The organism is Sphingobacterium siyangense (assembly GCF_023277505.1).
Taxonomy (GTDB): domain Bacteria; phylum Bacteroidota; class Bacteroidia; order Sphingobacteriales; family Sphingobacteriaceae; genus Sphingobacterium; species Sphingobacterium siyangense.
This window is the reverse complement of the sequence record NZ_CP080574.1, coordinates 5,313,915-5,331,307: the sequence shown is the minus strand read 5'-3', so window position 1 is coordinate 5,331,307 and position 17,393 is coordinate 5,313,915. Positions and strand designations below refer to the sequence as shown.

13 protein-coding genes are annotated in these 17,393 nt (G+C 38.5%); 6 read left to right on the top strand and 7 right to left on the bottom strand.

What is annotated here, in order from left to right; translation table 11 throughout:
- Positions 1–7: 7 nt before the first annotated feature.
- Positions 8–1,774, bottom strand: a complete 1,767-nt coding sequence (locus K2F45_RS22460) for an AMP-dependent synthetase/ligase (RefSeq protein ID WP_075993999.1) — start codon at positions 1,772–1,774, stop codon at positions 8–10.
- Between the two features lie 262 nt (positions 1,775–2,036).
- On the opposite strand from K2F45_RS22460, the gene K2F45_RS22455 reads away from it, so the two are divergent.
- Positions 2,037–2,537 (top strand): hypothetical protein, encoded by a 501-nt coding sequence (locus K2F45_RS22455; RefSeq protein WP_075994951.1) that lies wholly within the window; start codon positions 2,037–2,039, stop codon positions 2,535–2,537.
- Positions 2,538–2,591: 54 nt separating this feature from the next.
- On the opposite strand, the gene K2F45_RS22450 is transcribed toward K2F45_RS22455, so the two are convergent.
- Positions 2,592–4,337 carry a M61 family metallopeptidase gene (locus K2F45_RS22450; RefSeq protein ID WP_248932477.1) on the bottom strand — a complete coding sequence of 582 codons (1,746 nt, stop codon included), beginning with the start codon at positions 4,335–4,337 and terminating at the stop codon, positions 2,592–2,594.
- A gap of 336 nt (positions 4,338–4,673) precedes the next feature.
- Here K2F45_RS22450 and K2F45_RS22445 point away from each other — a divergent pair, with 336 nt between their 5' ends.
- Entirely contained in the window at positions 4,674–5,540 is an 867-nt protein-coding gene (locus tag K2F45_RS22445) for an N-acetylglucosamine kinase (RefSeq protein ID WP_075993997.1), read from the top strand.
- An 11-nt stretch (positions 5,541–5,551) separates the two neighbouring features.
- A complete protein-coding gene (locus K2F45_RS22440; RefSeq protein WP_075993996.1) occupies positions 5,552–6,076 on the top strand; it encodes a glutathione peroxidase in 525 nt (174 codons plus the stop codon).
- Between the two features lie 153 nt (positions 6,077–6,229).
- On the opposite strand, the gene K2F45_RS22435 is transcribed toward K2F45_RS22440, so the two are convergent.
- A complete protein-coding gene (locus K2F45_RS22435; RefSeq protein ID WP_075993995.1) occupies positions 6,230–7,366 on the bottom strand; it encodes a serine hydrolase domain-containing protein in 1,137 nt (378 codons plus the stop codon).
- A 226-nt stretch (positions 7,367–7,592) separates the two neighbouring features.
- Here K2F45_RS22435 and K2F45_RS22430 point away from each other — a divergent pair, with 226 nt between their 5' ends.
- On the top strand, positions 7,593–10,109 hold the full coding sequence (locus K2F45_RS22430) for a TonB-dependent receptor (RefSeq protein ID WP_075993994.1): 2,517 nt from the start codon (positions 7,593–7,595) through the stop codon (positions 10,107–10,109).
- 83 nt (positions 10,110–10,192) lie between these two features.
- Here the strand turns inward: K2F45_RS22430 and K2F45_RS22425 are convergent, their stop codons facing one another.
- A complete protein-coding gene (locus K2F45_RS22425; RefSeq protein WP_075993993.1) occupies positions 10,193–11,074 on the bottom strand; it encodes a LysR family transcriptional regulator in 882 nt (293 codons plus the stop codon).
- Between the two features lie 171 nt (positions 11,075–11,245).
- Here K2F45_RS22425 and K2F45_RS22420 point away from each other — a divergent pair, with 171 nt between their 5' ends.
- Positions 11,246–11,959: a class I SAM-dependent methyltransferase gene (locus tag K2F45_RS22420; RefSeq protein ID WP_075993992.1), complete on the top strand. Its 714-nt coding sequence runs from the start codon at positions 11,246–11,248 to the stop codon at positions 11,957–11,959.
- A gap of 298 nt (positions 11,960–12,257) precedes the next feature.
- Here K2F45_RS22420 and K2F45_RS22415 read toward each other — a convergent pair whose 3' ends face one another.
- From K2F45_RS22415 to K2F45_RS22405, 3 genes are read right to left on the bottom strand one after another with little or no spacing between them, the layout of a single operon-like run.
- Positions 12,258–12,713 carry an NUDIX domain-containing protein gene (locus K2F45_RS22415; protein ID WP_075993991.1) on the bottom strand — a complete coding sequence of 152 codons (456 nt, stop codon included), beginning with the start codon at positions 12,711–12,713 and terminating at the stop codon, positions 12,258–12,260.
- A gap of 38 nt (positions 12,714–12,751) precedes the next feature.
- Positions 12,752–13,498 (bottom strand): hypothetical protein, encoded by a 747-nt coding sequence (locus K2F45_RS22410; RefSeq protein ID WP_075993990.1) that lies wholly within the window; start codon positions 13,496–13,498, stop codon positions 12,752–12,754.
- A gap of 52 nt (positions 13,499–13,550) precedes the next feature.
- Entirely contained in the window at positions 13,551–14,741 is a 1,191-nt protein-coding gene (locus tag K2F45_RS22405; protein ID WP_075994950.1) for a DEAD/DEAH box helicase, read from the bottom strand.
- A gap of 227 nt (positions 14,742–14,968) precedes the next feature.
- Between K2F45_RS22405 and K2F45_RS22400 the strand changes: the two genes are divergently transcribed.
- A complete protein-coding gene (locus K2F45_RS22400; protein WP_075993989.1) occupies positions 14,969–17,383 on the top strand; it encodes an alpha-ketoacid dehydrogenase subunit alpha/beta in 2,415 nt (804 codons plus the stop codon).
- Positions 17,384–17,393 lie beyond the last annotated feature (10 nt).

The following is a 17,393-nucleotide window of genomic DNA, read 5'->3' as shown; positions in this document are numbered from 1 at the left end:
CAAATTGTTACTCTTGGTTTTGTTCCTGATACAATTTGTCGATTGCGGCTTCGTTCTCTTTTAAAATAATTTTTCGTTTTAGACTCAATTTTGGCGTCAATTGACCGTCGTTGATTGTCCATTCCTTTGGAAGAAGAATAAATTTCTTGACAATTTCCCAATGTCCAAAGTTAGTAGATAATCGGTTAATTTCTTCTTGATATTTTTGGATTACTTCCGGATTTTTGATGATTTCTTCGTTTGAACCGCTGTTAATACCTTTTTGGTTGGCCCATTTGGACAGCACATCAAATGCGGGAACAATCAAGGCGCCGGGAAATTTTCTATTTTCTCCAAAAACCATGACCTGTCCGATTAATGTAGACTCCATGAGTTTGTTTTCAATGGATTGGGGCGCGATATATTTACCACCTGCCGTCTTAAACATTTCCTTTTTTCGATCGGTTATTTTTAGGAAACCATCGGATGTAATTTCCCCAATATCGCCCGTTTTGAAAAAACCATTATCGTCAAAAGCTTCTTTTGTGGCTTCTTCATTTTTATAATAGCCTGTCGTGATACTGGGGCCCTTGACAAGAATTTCACCATCTGAAGCAATTTTTACTTCTAAATTTTTCAGCGGTTTGCCCACAGTTCCAAATTTCAACCCATTGGGTAAGTAGGAGTTTACAGCAATAACCGGAGATGTTTCAGTCAGGCCGTACCCCTCAAGTACTTTAAGTCCAGCGGCCCAGAATACACGTGCTAAACGCTCTTGAAGAGCTGCACCACCGGATACAATGATCTTAATATTTCCGCCAAGAGCTTCTTGCCATTTCGAAAATATCAGTTTTCTAGCGATCGCAAGTTTGAGCTTGTAAAGTGGTCCATTATGCTCCGGTTCTTGAAATTTCAAACCAAGATCAACAGCCCAGAAGAAAATTTTCTTTTTTAATCCAGTTAAGGCTTTCCCTTTTTCAATAATCTTATCGTATACTTTCTCTAGGACACGGGGTACGGTGGTGAATACATCCGGTTTGACATCGTTGATATCGGCAACAACATTGTCTAAGGTCTCGGAGAAATAGATCTGGATTCCTTTCGAATAGTACATATATACCACCATGCGTTCAAAAATATGGCATAGCGGAAGAAAGCTTAGTGCTGTTTTGAAATCCGATCGGATGAGATGATTGCATGCCAAGACGTTGCTGTATACATTTTTGTGGGACAGGTATACGCCTTTAGGGCGTCCTGTGGTACCTGAAGTGTAGATCAGTGTCAATAGATCATCTTCTGTAACAGCCTCTCGAAGTGGAGCAAGGTCGGTTGTGTCATCTTTTGCTGTTTCGATGAATGTTTTTAGCTGCGTATAATTTTCAATGGCATCAAATGTATACAGTTGTGGGTGTATACCGTGCTCTTTGATGGCTTGTTCAATACGGTCCGTCAATTCTCTGTTGCTGACAAATAGTACGTTGACATCCGAGTCATTTACAATAAACGAAAGATCCTGTGCGGATAAAGTGGGATAGAGGGGAACAGTTGCAAGACCTATTTGATTGCAGGCAAAATCAACTAAATTCCACTCGGGTCTGTTGCCAGACATGATTCCTACCCGATCACCTTTTTTGAGGCCTAATTGTAGTAACGCCCTGCTTAAGGTGTCAATTGCGTCGGTGTATTCTTTGGTAGAATATGTCTTCCACTGGCCATTTCCATCTCGCCCTGCCACCATGATGTCCTTTGCGTATTTTTCTTTATATAAGGTTATAAAGTCAAAAATTCTGCCCATATCACTTGAGTTTATTTGGTTACTACTACATGCTGTATTGACCTAAATATACAGAAATAAAGTTGGATAATTTGGGATTATTGTCATAACAAATTAAACATTGTTTCGTTATAGCTGTAATGGATATTTACCCTATCGAAAAGGTCCTTCGTAAGGGAAGTTCTGGTAAATAGTTTTTTATGTGCACTGCAATTATATTGCATATAAAAAGCAATTTATCTATGTTTGGAAAAATGTAAAGCAAAAAAAGCGTACGATTTTTATGAAAAAAATATTTTTGGCTGTCGGTGGAATGCTGATGTTTGGAGCATTATCCAATAGAGCTATGGCTCAGTTGGACAATAAGGGTGCTATTGGTGGACGTTTCGGGTCTGCTCAGGGAATTACATATCGTCACACGCTTAACTCGGACCATGCATTGGAAGGAATTATGAGTATTCAGAGCAATTCTGATTTTCGCCGTTTCCGCGTTGTGGGTTTATATGAAATCTATAAACCATTGACTGCTGGGTTTAATTGGTATTATGGTTTTGGTGGTAGTATCGGTTCTTATAAGGAGAAAGACAAAATTATAGATGGTCAGCGCCATTCATTTGATTCACAGCTTAATCTAAGTATTGACGGTATCGTAGGTATTGAATATAATATTCCGCAGGCACCGTTTCAAATCTCATTGGATGTAAAACCATATTTCGATTTTCTAAACGAATCCAGTATCAAATTATTTGATCCGATCGGTTTTTCGGTAAGATATAAATTTTAAAAAAAGAATAGCGGGATTTCCCGCTATTCTTTTTTTGATGATAATACTTCCGTGTTAAGCCATCCAGATTTTACCTAGCAATTCCTGTAGAAAGGTTTGTTCTTTGAGCGGACGGATTTCGTATATCTTTTTATTGCTCTTTTTGATTTGAACAGGGATTTCCCGCACTAAACCATCTCGTGCCACCAGGAAGTTTAATATCTCCCCCTCTTTGGCATGTTGAACAATGAAATCAATTTCCTTGTCCTTAACATCGAGCCTGTTACTATTAATTGCAATTAGTTCGTCTTTTACACTTAATCCGGCATCATATGCACCAGAATCTTTTTCCACTGTCGCTACCGAAATTAGCCCATCCACTTTATTGGTTGTAATACCTAGTGTCAACGTGTTGTTATTAACATTGGTATCAACAATTTCATAACCAACGAGATTAAAATAATCGTTGTATTCCAGTTCTCCGTCCTGATGAGCAGCATTGAAAATGTCGTCCAGCGAAGTGCCTGCGATACGTTCAGCAAGGCTTCTCAATTCGTTTTCTTCAAATCCACGATCAAGTTTTAGGTAGAACTCCTCATAAGCCTCGCGGATAACATCATCCAATTTTAGCCTACCTTCTGTAGCGGCAATAATTTTAATATCCAACAATGCTGTCAGCATTGCACCTTTGTTGTAATAGGAAATTCCAGAATTCATCGAATTTTCATCAGGCCGATAATATTTAATCCAGGTATCGAAACTTGAGGCGGCAGCAGACTGTATCGTATGCCCAGGGCGGTTTAATACAATGTTGAAATCGTTGGCTAGCAAAGCGAGATACTCTTTTTCATCATAGAATCCACAGCGTTTAATAATTAAATTATCATAGTACGAAGTGAATCCTTCCATGATCCAGAGGCCTGTGGTATAGTTTTCGGCATCGTAATTAAACGGTCCTAATGCTTTTGGACGTAAGCGTTTCACATTCCATAGGTGAAAATACTCATGTGCAACGAGACTCAAATAGTTTTTGTAGCTGGTCTCATTTAGATAGGCATTTCTCGAGGCTCCCAATACTGTTGAATTGAGATGTTCTAGACCTCCACCTCCAGATTGGTAGTTGTGGGTAATAATGACATATCGCTCATTGGGGTTTGAACCCCAGATGCGGGTTTCTTCTTCGACGATACGTGTGATATCTTTCGTCAGGCGTTCTTTATCATAGCTTCCACCCCCGACCATGGCGCATTCATGTTCGACACCGGCAGCTTGGAATTTCCAGACATCCTGATTACCAGCTTCGATGGGTGTATCATATAATATGTCAAAATTTGGCGCATAAAACGTACGTTCTTCAATTTGTTGGAGTCCAGTTGATATACTTGCCCACGAATCTTTTAGTGCTATGCTGATTGTCGAAGGATTGTCTATACGGCCATCGATATGAAAGAAAGTTGCCGTAGGCACAATAAAAGCATGGTCACTATCGAAAAAGTTGGTACGCACAGAAACTTCAAAACCGTATACTGCGTAGATGACTTCGATCTGATCCAAAGATTCTGTGGGTATTCGCCAGGTGTTCTTTGAAATTTTCTGGTAGGCAATTGTATTTCCTGTTTTGTCAAATGATCGAAATCGTTCTACGTTTTTAGCATATTCACGAATTAAATAAGATCCAGGAGACCAGACCGGCATTTTTAGATCGACATAAGGCTGGTTGAGCTTTGCGATGCTCATTTTTACTTCGATATAATGAGCTTGTGCTTCTGAAAATGATACCTCAAAATGTATTTCGGGTATACTGAAATGGTCACTGTCCATGAAAGATGATTTTAGTATGAGCTTACAAAATTAAAAGTATCGTACGCTTAACCAAACAAAAAAATAGATTGTTGGTTCTACAATTATGAATTAGCGTGCTCCGTCATTGTTCCTTCAGTAGAAAAAGAACAATGACGGGAAGCAGCTAATAGTACCCTCCAATATACATAAATTTATTTAAGAAATGAGGTGTTAATCGATAGGCATAATAGCTGCTTTGGATGAAATACCGGTTTTTATTGGACTGGGGAGATGAAGCAAAAAATCTGTTTTTTATCAGAATTTTTGCTAAGTTTGATACAGTAGTTTATAGGGGGAAAATAATCAAGAATTTGTATGATCTTAGTTGTTGATAGCGGCTCTTCAAAGTCGGATTGGAAGTTGGAATTGCCAGATAGTGCACCTATCTCGTTCAGTACAAATGGACTCAATCCTTTTTTTGTAAATGAAAAGGAAATCACACGTGTTATTAAGGAGATACCCGAAATTATTCCCTACGCCGATGAAGTTACGGAGTTGTATTTTTTTGGTGCAGGATGCATTACACCTGATCGTCGGGAAATGGTTTCAAATGCATTGACACCCTTATTCGAAAATGCTTACATTTCTGTTGAAAATGATCTTTTTGGTAGTGCCTTAGCAACCTGTGGTAATAAAAAAGGTTATGTAGCGACATTAGGTACAGGGTCTGATTTGAGTTTTTTTGACGGAGAGGAGCTGATGCCATCGCATAATGGAAATGGCTATGTATTAGGTGATGAGGGATCGGGGGCATATTTTGGTAAAAATCTTGTTAGACTTTTTCTATATGGCCGTATGCCGAAAGATCTGAACGAAAAATTTGCGAACAAATACAGAATAAATAAAGAGATCGTCATCAAAAATGTTTATCAAAAAGAACGTCCAAATGCTTTCTTAGCATCGTTTGCACCGTTCATGTCCGATAATATTACCCATCCCTTTATTATTGATCTGGTAAAGAGTGGATTCGAAGAATTTGTTCAAGCTTCGATTTTGACCTATCCGGACTATAATAAATATGCCTGTCACTTTGTAGGCTCTATTGCTTATAGTTTTGATTTAATTTTACGGGAAGTCTGTGAAGCACATCAGATAAAGGTAGGTACCATTTTAAAATCTCCTATCAAAGAGCTTTTTGATGCGGTACTGGAAAGAGAGAGTAATTCATTGTTAAGTCTTTAAAATAATTAGATATGATTATTGCAACTATTATGGTGTATATGTCAATGTTATTTGGCAATCCCAATTTTTATGATTTTAAGTTTACGACACTTGATGGGCAAGAAGTGAAAATGTCCGATTTCAAGGGAAAGAAAATATTGATCGTGAATACTGCCTCAAAATGTGGTTTCACAAAACAGTACAAAGATCTGGAGGAATTGCACAAAACCTTTGGTGATAAGCTCGTCATTATTGGCTTTCCGGCAAATAATTTTGGACAACAGGAACCGGGTTCAAATGCGCAGATTCAAGAGTTTTGTGAACAAAATTATGGTGTTGATTTTCTAATGGCCGAAAAGGTCGATGTGAAAGGAGATCAAATATCACCTCTGTTTAAGTATTTGACCGCTCAGGAAAACCCCGATTTTAAAGGTGAAATCAAATGGAACTTTGAAAAGTTTTTGATCGATGAGAACGGTAAACTTGTACATCGCTTCCGTTCAGCGACGAATCCGCTGGATCCGGCTATTGTAAACTGGGTAGAAAACAAGAAATAGTAAAAATAACAAAATAAAAAAGCTGCAAAATCTGCAGCTTTTTTATTTTGTTTATTGTCCAGTCGATCCGAGGGCCTCTGGTTTTCCCATAAAGCTTAGCGACAAGGTTATAGTTTATGGGTTGGCTTTTGTTTACTTGATGTAAGCTGTTACCTATTTGATATATGCATCGTACAAGGCTCCTATACAATCTTTAAGCAAAGGGTTGAAGTCATCGCTATCGGGAATATTGCAGCCATTGGTTATCACAATAAACCCATATTTTTTCTTTGGATTGAAAAACAGCGCACTATAAAGCCCATATGCCGAACCGGTATGTCCTGTCAGGTTAACACCGGGGACAATTTTTGCATTGTTCATAATCGCTAATCCATAGCCTGATTCTTTATTTACAGCTGTCTGCATAATCTTTGCATACTTTTTAGTGACGATGTTTTTTTCCTGACTATGGCCGTAGTTCATGTGCATCATCATGTATCTTGCTAAATCTAAGGCAGATATTTTCATTCCACCTGTCGGAGAAAGCACAGGAGTGCTATACCCCAAGATGTACTGATTGAGTTCTTCCCGACGTGGATTATAGGCACTGGGCTCTTCATGTGGATTTCCCTTTTCATCAAAGGAATATAACGAAACCAATCTCTTCTGATCCAAGGAGTCTATACAGTAACCACCATATAAGTTGAGCGGTTTGAGGATTTGATTAACAATGTAGCTGTCGACACGTGTATTGGTCAGTTTCTCTAGGACGGCTCCTGCCATATTAAAATTGAGATTACAATATTGGTATTGTGTGCCGGGTTCATAAAGATTGTAGGAATCTTTCCAATTTGGGTTCTTGGATGGATTGATGACATCTAGGTTGAAGTAACCGTTTTTATCATTGACGCTGGACGTATGGGAAAGGATCATCCGGAGTGTGATTTTTTTTTCTGGATAATTGGGGTTTCTGATTGGAAAACCTATCAAATCCCCGAAGTCGTCGTCTAACTTGCATCGGCCATCTGCTATTAATTGCATTAATGATGTTGCAGTGAATGACTTTGAAATAGAAGCAATTCTAAAGAGGTCATTCTCTCCGAGAGCCGTTTTGGTTTCCAAGTTTTTGTAACCATAATTTTTGTGATACTCAATTTTATTGTTTTTGACGACGACCACACTGAGCCCGACAGCATTATAACGATGCATAATTGCTGTGAGATCATGATCAACCTGTGTTTGCTGGCCCAGCAAAAATGTGGGAAAGAATAGAAAAATAAAAACGGAGAGTAGGAGCTTATGCGTTATCATTGAATTGATTAGTTGGGATGTTAGTTATGGTATAAATGTAAGGAAATCCTTACGATTAATAGAAATAGTTACAATGAATCCTTGCAACATATAATAAATGCTACATAGCTGAATCATTCACATATTACAACAACAAGCTATTTTTATTTAAAACTATTCTAAACAATAAAATAATATCGTATGTTTGCGCCGACAAATAATTTTTACGAACTCACAATTTATTAACATGAAAAGAACTTTTCTGGGACTTGTTTTAAGTCTAGGATTGGTAGGAGCAATTCATTTGGATGCATCGGCGCAAAGTAAGGGGATACATGGCCGTGTTAAAACCAAAGATGGTGCACCAATTGAATCGGCTACAGTAACCATAGTTTCTTTAGGTAGGTCTACGTCGACTTCCGGTGATGGAAGCTTCCATTTTTCTAATCTTCCAGATGGAACCTATACTATTCGGATCAAAAGTATCGGAAATGGAGCTGAGGAGCGTACTATCGAGGTTAAAAATGGAAAGGCGACAGCTATTAATGTTTCTTTGAATATTTCTGAATCTCAATTGGAACAAGTGGAAGTGGTAGGTTACAACTCGCATAACAGTAAAACAGTTAATGTCGGTAAAGCAGGTATTATTGATCGGGATTTGCCGCAGAGTGTACAAATTATAAACGAACAGGTTATTGCAGATCAACAGGTTAATCGCTTGAGTGATGCGCTAAAAAATGCAAACGGTGTCGCGATGGGAGCAAATCGCGGTGGGGTCAACGAAAATTTTTACGCAAGGGGCTATAGCTTAGGCGGGAATAATATATTTAAAAATGGTGCGCGAACCAACAATGGAGGTTCGATTGAGGCGAGCACCTTGGAATCTGTAGAGATTTTAAAAGGAAGTTCTGCTTTGTTATATGGGGGTGTATCTGGTGGGGCCGTTGTAAATCTGGTTACGAAAAAGCCTAAATTTTATTATGGAGGCGAGGCTTCAATGCGCGTAGGAAGTTATGACTTCTATAAACCAACAGTGGATGTGTATGGTCCAATTTCCAATAAGGTTGCATTCCGCGTTATCGGAACTTATGAAAAAGCGGGTAGCTTTAGGGATCAGGTCACATCAAAACGTACTTATGTAAATCCTTCTGTTTTATATAAAATATCCGATAAAACTGATCTCAACTTTACATTCGATTACTTAAAAAGTGATTTTACTCCAGACTTTGGAATGGGGACCGTGGATGGAAAGTTGAACAATGAAGTTGGCAGAAACACTTTTATGAATGTGCCTTTTGCTTTCAACAGAACAAATACCTCAAACGGCCAGATCAATTTGAACCATAAGTTTAATGATTCATGGAATTTAAACGCAATAGCAAGTTACCAAACGTACGATCGTGATTATTATGGATCAGATCGGATTCAAGCGAATAAAAATGGAATTGCTCCGCGGAGTTTAACCCGATCCAAATCAAATGAGTTTACGGCCAACCAGCAATTGAATCTAACGGGAACTGTAAAAACAGGATCCATCAAGCATAAGATCCTGGTGGGAGCAGATGCCGATCAATCGCATTCAAATGCGTATGCCTATAAAATTGATGCATCTAAAAATGTGGGCGGTGTATACGATTCTATTTATGTCTTTAATCCCTCACAAACTGCGCAGCATTTGGCTTCGGGAAATGGACTTCGAACAGATATGCCACAAGCGGATTTATTGACCAAAACAACAACGGATATCTTCCGTTATGGCGCTTTTTTCCAGGACTTAATAGAAGTTACTGAACAATTTAAAGTATTGGCTGGGATTCGCTATACGTATCAGCGTACACCGAATTCGGAAAAGTATACGTATGCGACGAATCAATCGGAAGAGATTATTAATCTAGATGGTCAAAAAAATCCGATCGGAGCAAAAGTCGACAAAGCATGGTCGCCTAAATTTGGATTGATCTATCAGCCGATCCGCTCATCAAGTGTCTATGTTACTTATGCAAATAACTTTACATCGAATTCGGGATACGATGTAAATTATCAACCGTTAGCTCCCTCCATCATCGATCAGTACGAAGCAGGTGTGAAAAATGACTTTTTCAATGGTAGGTTATCCGCAAATGTTGCTTGGTATAGAATTAACAACAATCGCTTTGCCCAACAATTATTGGTACTTCCGAATGGAACAAGCAATAGCGATGCAAATATGAAAGAATTTTCTGGAAAGACGGCTTCAAGCGGATTGGAAGTTGATGTTACCGGAACTTTACTTCCAGGATTGAATGTTATCGCCGGTTATTCCTATAATTATATGCGTTATACCGAAACCAATCCAATTTCAAGTTATACAACCATCGTTGATGGTAAGGAGAAAGTGACTGAAATCTCTGGAAACGAAGAAAATGTACGTTTGGTAGGAACTACAGCACATACGGCTAATGGAACCGTGTTTTATACCATTCAAAACGGGGCTGTTAAGGGGCTGAAGTTAGGTTTTTCCGCATTTTATACAGGTAGACGTAATGCAGGTTGGAATAATACAAAGATCAACGTACGCGATGGTCTTAATCGTCTGATCTCCGTTAGTCCATTTACAACCATAGATTTCTCCGCTGGTTATGCTTATAAAAACTGGAGTATTTTGGGTAAATTATCCAATATCACCAACGCGTTTAACTATTATATCCATGAAAACTATAGTGTGAATCCGATTCCACCGCGTAGTTTTATGGCAACTTTAGCGTATAAATTTGAGAAGAGGTAATATCGCTCTTCAACCCATAAAAAAACGGAGTCAGCAACATGCTGACTCCGTTTTTTTATACTGGAATTTCAATCGATGCCACTTTAGGACGCATTAAAATCAAGATACTCTTTCTGGATACAGGCTATAAATTCGCCTAATGCACTGTTTTTACTTTTTATATTAGAGACCAGGATCACTTCTGTTTTGCTATCCATATCCTCAAGCTTCATGATTTTTAGGTTTAAATGCGGGTATTGTTTGATGGTGGACGAAGGGACGACTGCCAGGCCCAGGCCTTGTGACACCAACTCAAGGATAGAAGACATCGAATTGCTCTGATGTACAATTTTTGGTTCAAAGCCCATGCGATTACAGGTATTAATAACAAGTCGGTGATATTCCGATGCGTATTTCTGATTGAAAGAAATGAAACTTTCATTAAAAAAGTTGATCGCATTAAATTTCACCTGTGAATGACCTACAATAACCATAGGGTCTTCGAAAAGGGGAGTGGTAAGCAATTCACTTGAATAAATTGGAGCACGCATAATACCCAGATCCAATTTTCCGTTTTCGAGTGCTAATTTTTGTTTCTGTGTCGATGTTTCGAAAAGACTAACTCTTAAGTATGGAAATTTCAATTGAATTTGCTTTAATACCGTAGCAAGCATTTTCTTAGGTGTCGAACTAATATAGCCCAGTTTGAATTCTCCTGAGATATTGTTGTGGATCTGTTTGGTGATCGTTTTGCTGTGTTCGATATTTTGTAGGATCTCCACAACCTCCTCCAAAAAGTATTTCCCTGCTTCCGTTAGCTCGACGCGTTTGTTGGTTCGGAAGAAAAGAATAACACCTAATTCGTCTTCTAGATCTTTAATCTGCCGGCTTAATGGGGGCTGGGACATAAATAAGCGTTCTGCTGCTCGGCCAAAATGAAGCTCTTCGGCTACTGTTTTGAAATAAATGAGATGTCGGATTTCCATCGATACTTTTTTGGTATGAATTGATGACAAAATAAATATTTTTAATGAATTCCAGTTAGTCCTACCTTTAAATTATTAAAAATTAATGGATGAAATACCGCCGATCAGACAGTGTAAGATACTGCTGTGCGGGGGAATCTATCTGAACTTTAGAGAATAAACAATTTACAGATGAACAAAGCGACGCTACAAGAGATTGAAACACGGTTTGACAACGATGTCGAGCGGTTCTCAAATTTAGAAACAGGTCAAGCAACCACATTGGATGCGGTATGGAACATGGAGCTTATTACGGATGCCATTGTCAGTCTTTATCCAAACGCTCAAAATATATTGGACATTGGATGCGGAGCTGGCAATTACGACGTAAAACTATTGCAAAAATTGGAGTCTAATCCAAATGTTAGTCTGTTGGACCTGAGCCAGCCAATGTTAAATAGAGCAAGGGAACGCGTTGGAAAATTAACCAAGGGAGAAATTCAGTTGATTAAAGGCGACTTTCGTGCCGCAGCTTTAGAGGAAAACAAATTTGATGTCATTATCGCAACATCCGTTTTACATCATCTTCGAGATGATAAAGATTGGGAAAATGCGTTTAGCAAGCTGTTCCGCTTATTAAGAACCGGAGGAAGTCTGTGGATTTTTGATTTGATTGAGCAAAATAATGAACAGCTTCAAAAATTAATTTACAGGGAAAAATATGGTGAATACTTAACTAACCTGAAGGATGAGCAGTATCGTGATCATGTTTTTGACTATATCGAACACGAGGATACACCAAGATCGCTGATCTATCAACTAAACTTATTGACACAAGTTGGCTTTAAAAATGTTGATGTTCTACACAAAAATCTTTGTTTTGCTTCTTATATGGGATTCAAATAGGGGCTGGAAAACGAGTGTCAAATAAATAAGGCGATACGGGGAGTATCGCCATAAAATCACACTAACTATTAAAAAACCTATAGGACTAGGAATTTACAAATTCAATAAACCAATGTATGTATCCATCCCACGCTTCTCTACTTTTATTCCTCGTCACATGCGAGATGTCAAATAAATAATAAAATGTAATTATTAAGGTCAATACTTTAAAAAAATCAAGTATTTCCATTGGTTTACGTAAAGATATGTCTTTATTTTTTAAATACAAATAAAAATGATGAAAATTGAAAAATTATTATTATTTGACTGTTTTTAAGAATTCTTCCCAGGCGATTTGATCTGTTTTGAAGGTCAAATCTGCCGTTAAAACCGATTCAATTGGTACCCATCGAAAAGATTGGAGCTTATTATCTTCAGGTCTCTGATCAGGATCGAAATCAAAAGCTTTGGTAGTCGTTCTGATCTGAATAGCTGAGGTATTCTTTACCTGATAGTAAATCGATATGATTTGGCTATCATTAAAGCTTGATTTCTCATAAAAGTCTGTGGTGTAAATATGTTTAACCACAGCAATGTCAAAATCACATTCTTCCTGATACTCTCGGATCAAAGCATCCAATAAGCCTTCCCCGTATTCTAAGCCCCCACCAGGGAATTTGGTAAATGAAACATTTTCCGTTCTTTCATCGCTGATCAATACCTCTTGATTTTCATTGATCAATATTCCGTACACTCTTACGTTAAATGGAAACATGGGTTAATTATGTTTGTATATATTTAGTTTCTGTTTTTTTACAGTGGCATAAAACCATTGTCTACTGCAAATTCATCCAATCCGATATAGGAATAATGTCTGGGAAGAAACCAGCCTATTGCTTCCATGATATTGGTAAATTCTTTTTCAGTCCTGAATTGGTTTGCAACGATATTGAATGCCAAATCTTGTGAAGCATTTTCTTCATCTTTATAATTACGGGCAAGGAGCATAACCTTTGTGTTCTTTACGCCATAATAATCCAAAAATTCACGTAATTGGTTGCGGACAGCCTGAGGAAGAATTGTCTCTGCAGGTTGCCCCACTAATATTTCTTCATCTTTGCCTATAATCGTTTGTTCATTTTTCTTAGAGAAAACACTATCATCTGTATAAAACTCTCCGTTTAAAAAGTAGTTAACTAAGTCGCCATAGGTGAATACCCAATCAGGGTTTTCATTTTGTGTATTGATAGCAATACCAAAACCTTTTGGCAACACGAAATCCTTTAGCCGATTTTTAATGACAAAAGCCTGAAAGTTCTGATCCTTCGGAACACTTTCGAGTTGAAAATAGGGAAATCCGTCAGGTCCAACAACCACTTCTGTTTCTGCTAATTTTAAGGTACATTCAGCAATATTAGCCAGAAATATATCACGCCACTCTTCATCCCGCTCTTCAAAGGGAACTTCCATCAGGCTATTTATTATAATCGTTTTTTCAAGGTCTCCCAATCGATTATCATTCGCATTGTTGCTATCGTCAAATAAATGTATTGTATTCATCTCGGATTGTGATTTTTTGATTTGCTGGTAAAAGTAAAAGAATATTTATTAATTAACGACGTTTTCTTGATTTCGAGGCGCCTTTTCGTTGATTGTTTTGGCTACTGGAAAGCATTTTCTCCCAGCTCAATAAATAAGGATGTTGATCATCAATTTTAATTTGCCGTTTTAAGGATAACTGTAATTTTATCCACTTTTCATTGTCCTCTGCATCGCAAAAGGTAAACGCCTTTCCCGCCGCTTCCGAACGGCCTGTTCGACCAATTCGATGCGTATAGAGCTCAGGGCTATCCGGAATCTCGTAGTTTATGATAGCCTCTAGGTCTGGAAAATCTACACCTCGAGCCAAGAGGTCCGTCGCAATTAATACACGTACCTCTTTTTGTCTGAACTTATCAATAATCTCTTCTCGTTTTTGCTGTGATTTATCGCCATATAATGCAGAGCAAGAAATGCCGTGTCGATCTAGATCTGTTGCGATCCGTTCGACTGCATGAACTGTTCGCGTGAAAACAATTACCTGCCGTGAAACACGGTTCTCAAGGATATAACGGAGAAGATTCTTTTTATCATTTTTATCGACATAGAGTACAGATTCTTCTATTTGGCCTTTTTTGGTCTTTGCTTCTAGGTTGATCTCGACAGGGTTACTTAATCTCTTTCGAACAATTTTTTCGATTTCAAGGGTTTTCGTTGCTGAACTGAAAATGGTTTGTCTCTCAGCGGGCAATGTGCCGATAATTTTATTGAGTTCTTTCGTGAAACCAAGATCCAACAATTGATCGAATTCATCGATCACCAATGTATCTATCGTTTTTAGATCGATAATACCTTGTTCAATAAAATCCAACAAACGTCCTGGAGTAGCCAAGATCATTTGGGCATTTGGATAAACTTCAAGCTGACTTTCATAAGTTCCCCCACCATAGAAACTAGCGATAGTCAAATCCAAACCATCGATAAGGCCTGATATGCGCTGTTTGGTCTGTATACAGAGTTCACGTGTAGGAAGGAGTATAAGGACCGATAAGTGGTCTGCGGTAATCTTGGTTCGTAAGCGCTGAATAATAGGGATGGCGAAAGCCTCCGTTTTTCCCGTACCGGTTGGGGCAATCGCCAAACAGTCTCTACCTTCCAAAATGGCAGGGATAGCTATTTCTTGAATAGGTGTAAGCGAAGAAAGCTTTTGTTTTTCAAGATTAGCGACAAGGATTTTATCGAGTTTAAGTGCTGAAAAATTCAAAATAATGAATGTAAAACCCAAAAATAAAAATTAAAAAGGACAATGGTGTTTTTGCCTGCTTATAGGAATTAAAAATCTGTAAAAATTAGGATTTTTTGTCAAAAAGTACTAATTTGAGAAATTAGAATATTCTATTTCAAATCTGAGTTATTGATTATCAATTTATTTGATAAACACCAATTATATAGAATAATATTTTTGTTAAATTTGTTGAAACAAAAAAGAATATGTTTGATACTGCATTTGACCAAAACAATGAATCAATTTCCACTTTGAGCTTTGACGAGTTCAAAAAGATTATTGTGAATGATTATCGAACTGCCTTAGAAAGTCGTTACGTGAGTTTATTGGGACGTAAAGAAGTGCTTACAGGTAAGGCTAAGTTTGGTATTTTTGGCGATGGAAAAGAATTGGCACAAATCGCGATGGCTAAAGTTTTCAGAAATGGGGACTGGCGGTCGGGATATTACCGTGACCAAACATTTATATTTGCTTCTGGCATCAGTGATGTCTACCATTTTTTCTCTCAATTATATGCCCATCCCGATGTCGAGGCAGATCCTTCTTCTGCAGGAAGGCAAATGAACTGCCATTTTTCGACTCGTGTTGTGGACGACCAAGGGAACTGGTTGGATCAAATGGTTCAGAAAAACTCGTTTTCAGATATTTCGACCACCGGTGGTCAGATGGCAAGATTGCTGGGCTTAGGCTTGGCTTCTAAGTTGTATAAGCAGAATAGAAATTTAGACTACCTATCTTATTTTTCAAATAGAGGAAATGAAGTTGCATTCTGCACTATCGGAAATGCAGCGACTTCTGAAGGTGTATTTTTTGAAGTTATTAATGCCGTAGGTGTTCACCAGATTCCAACAGTGATTTCTATTTGGGATGATGGATATGGGATATCTGTGCCCAATGAAATTCAAACAACAAAGGGAGATATCTCAGAAGTCCTCAAAGGTTTTCAGAAGGAAGAACTGACAAACGGAATTGAGATATTCAAAGTGAGAGGATGGGATTATGCGGGTTTATGTGAAACGTACGAACAGGCTGCCCATATTGCTCGCGAGAAGCATATTCCATGTTTGATTCATGTGACCGAATTGACGCAGCCGCAAGGACATTCTTCTTCAGGTTCACACGAACGGTATAAATCGCAAGATAGATTACAATGGGAAACTGACTTCGATTGTCTAGCGAAAATGAAAGAATGGATCTTAAGTTCTGGTATTGCTACCATAGCGGAATTGGATCAATTGGATCAACATGCCAAAGACCATGTTCGTCAAGAACAAAAACGAGCTTGGGCCGATTATATTAAAACGTTGAGCATCGAAGCAAGGGAAGCTATTGATTTACTTCAGGGTATTCCAAATGAGCGGGCTGATTTTGCGTCAAAGAAATTACAATCGATGGTTGAGCCTTCTTTGAAAGAGGTTTACGGCCAGGTTCGCAAGGTATTGCACGAGCTTAAAGGTCAGCATAGCGATGGGCGCCAGCAATTGTTAAATTGGTATAAAGAGAAGCAGGAACTGAATGAAAAACGTTATAATTCAAAATTATTTACAGATGGTGTAGATTCACCTGCTCATGTGACAGTCGTACCTGCAGTCTACAGTGAAGAAGCTAAAGTGGTCGATGGACGTGAGGTTTTGAATCTATGTTTTGAAGAGAACTTTAGACGTGACGAAAGACTACTAGCATTTGGAGAGGATGTCGGTAAGATTGGAGATGTGAATCAAGGTTTTGCAGGTCTACAAGAAAAGCTTGGTGTGCATCGCGTATTTGATACCGGTATTCGCGAGAATTCAATTATAGGAAAAGGACTAGGTTTGGCAATCCGTGGACTTCGTCCAATTGCTGAGATCCAATACTTGGATTACCTAATCTATGGTATTACGGTCGCAAGTGATGATTTGGCAAGTTTAAGTTATCGCACCTTTGCTGGTCAGAAAGCACCATTAATTATTCGTACACGGGGTCATCGATTGGAAGGTATATGGCATTCGGGCTCGCCTATGTCGGTAATTTTAGGATCCTTGAGAGGTTTGCATGTATGTGTGCCGCGTAATATGACACAGGCAGCAGGTATGTACAATACGTTGTTCCGCTCTGACGAACCGGCTATTGTTGTCGAATGTCTGAATGGGTATCGTCTAAAAGAGCGTCTACCAGAAAACGTTGGTGAATTTACGGTGCCAGTCGGTTATGCTGAATGTGTTAAAGAGGGGCGCGATATTACTGTAGTATCCTATGGTTCAACTTTACGTGTTGTTGAAGAAGCAGCCGTGGAACTGGAGCGCTTGGGGATATTCATCGAAATTATTGATGCACAAACATTGCAGCCTTTTGACAAAGGAAAACTTTGCGCCGAATCGCTGAAGAAAACAAATAAACTACTTATTGTAGATGAGGATGTACCAGGCGGGGCTTCAGCTTTCATCTTACAAGAGATCTTAGAGAAGCAAAATGGTTACTATCTATTGGATAGTCAGCCAAGAACACTGACTGCAAAGGCACATCGCCCACCATATGGTTCCGACGGGGATTATTTCTCGAAGCCATCTTCTGACGATGTTGTCGAGACGGTGTATGCCATTATGCATGAAGCTAATCCAGAAAAATATCCATCTATGTTTTAATAGATGGATA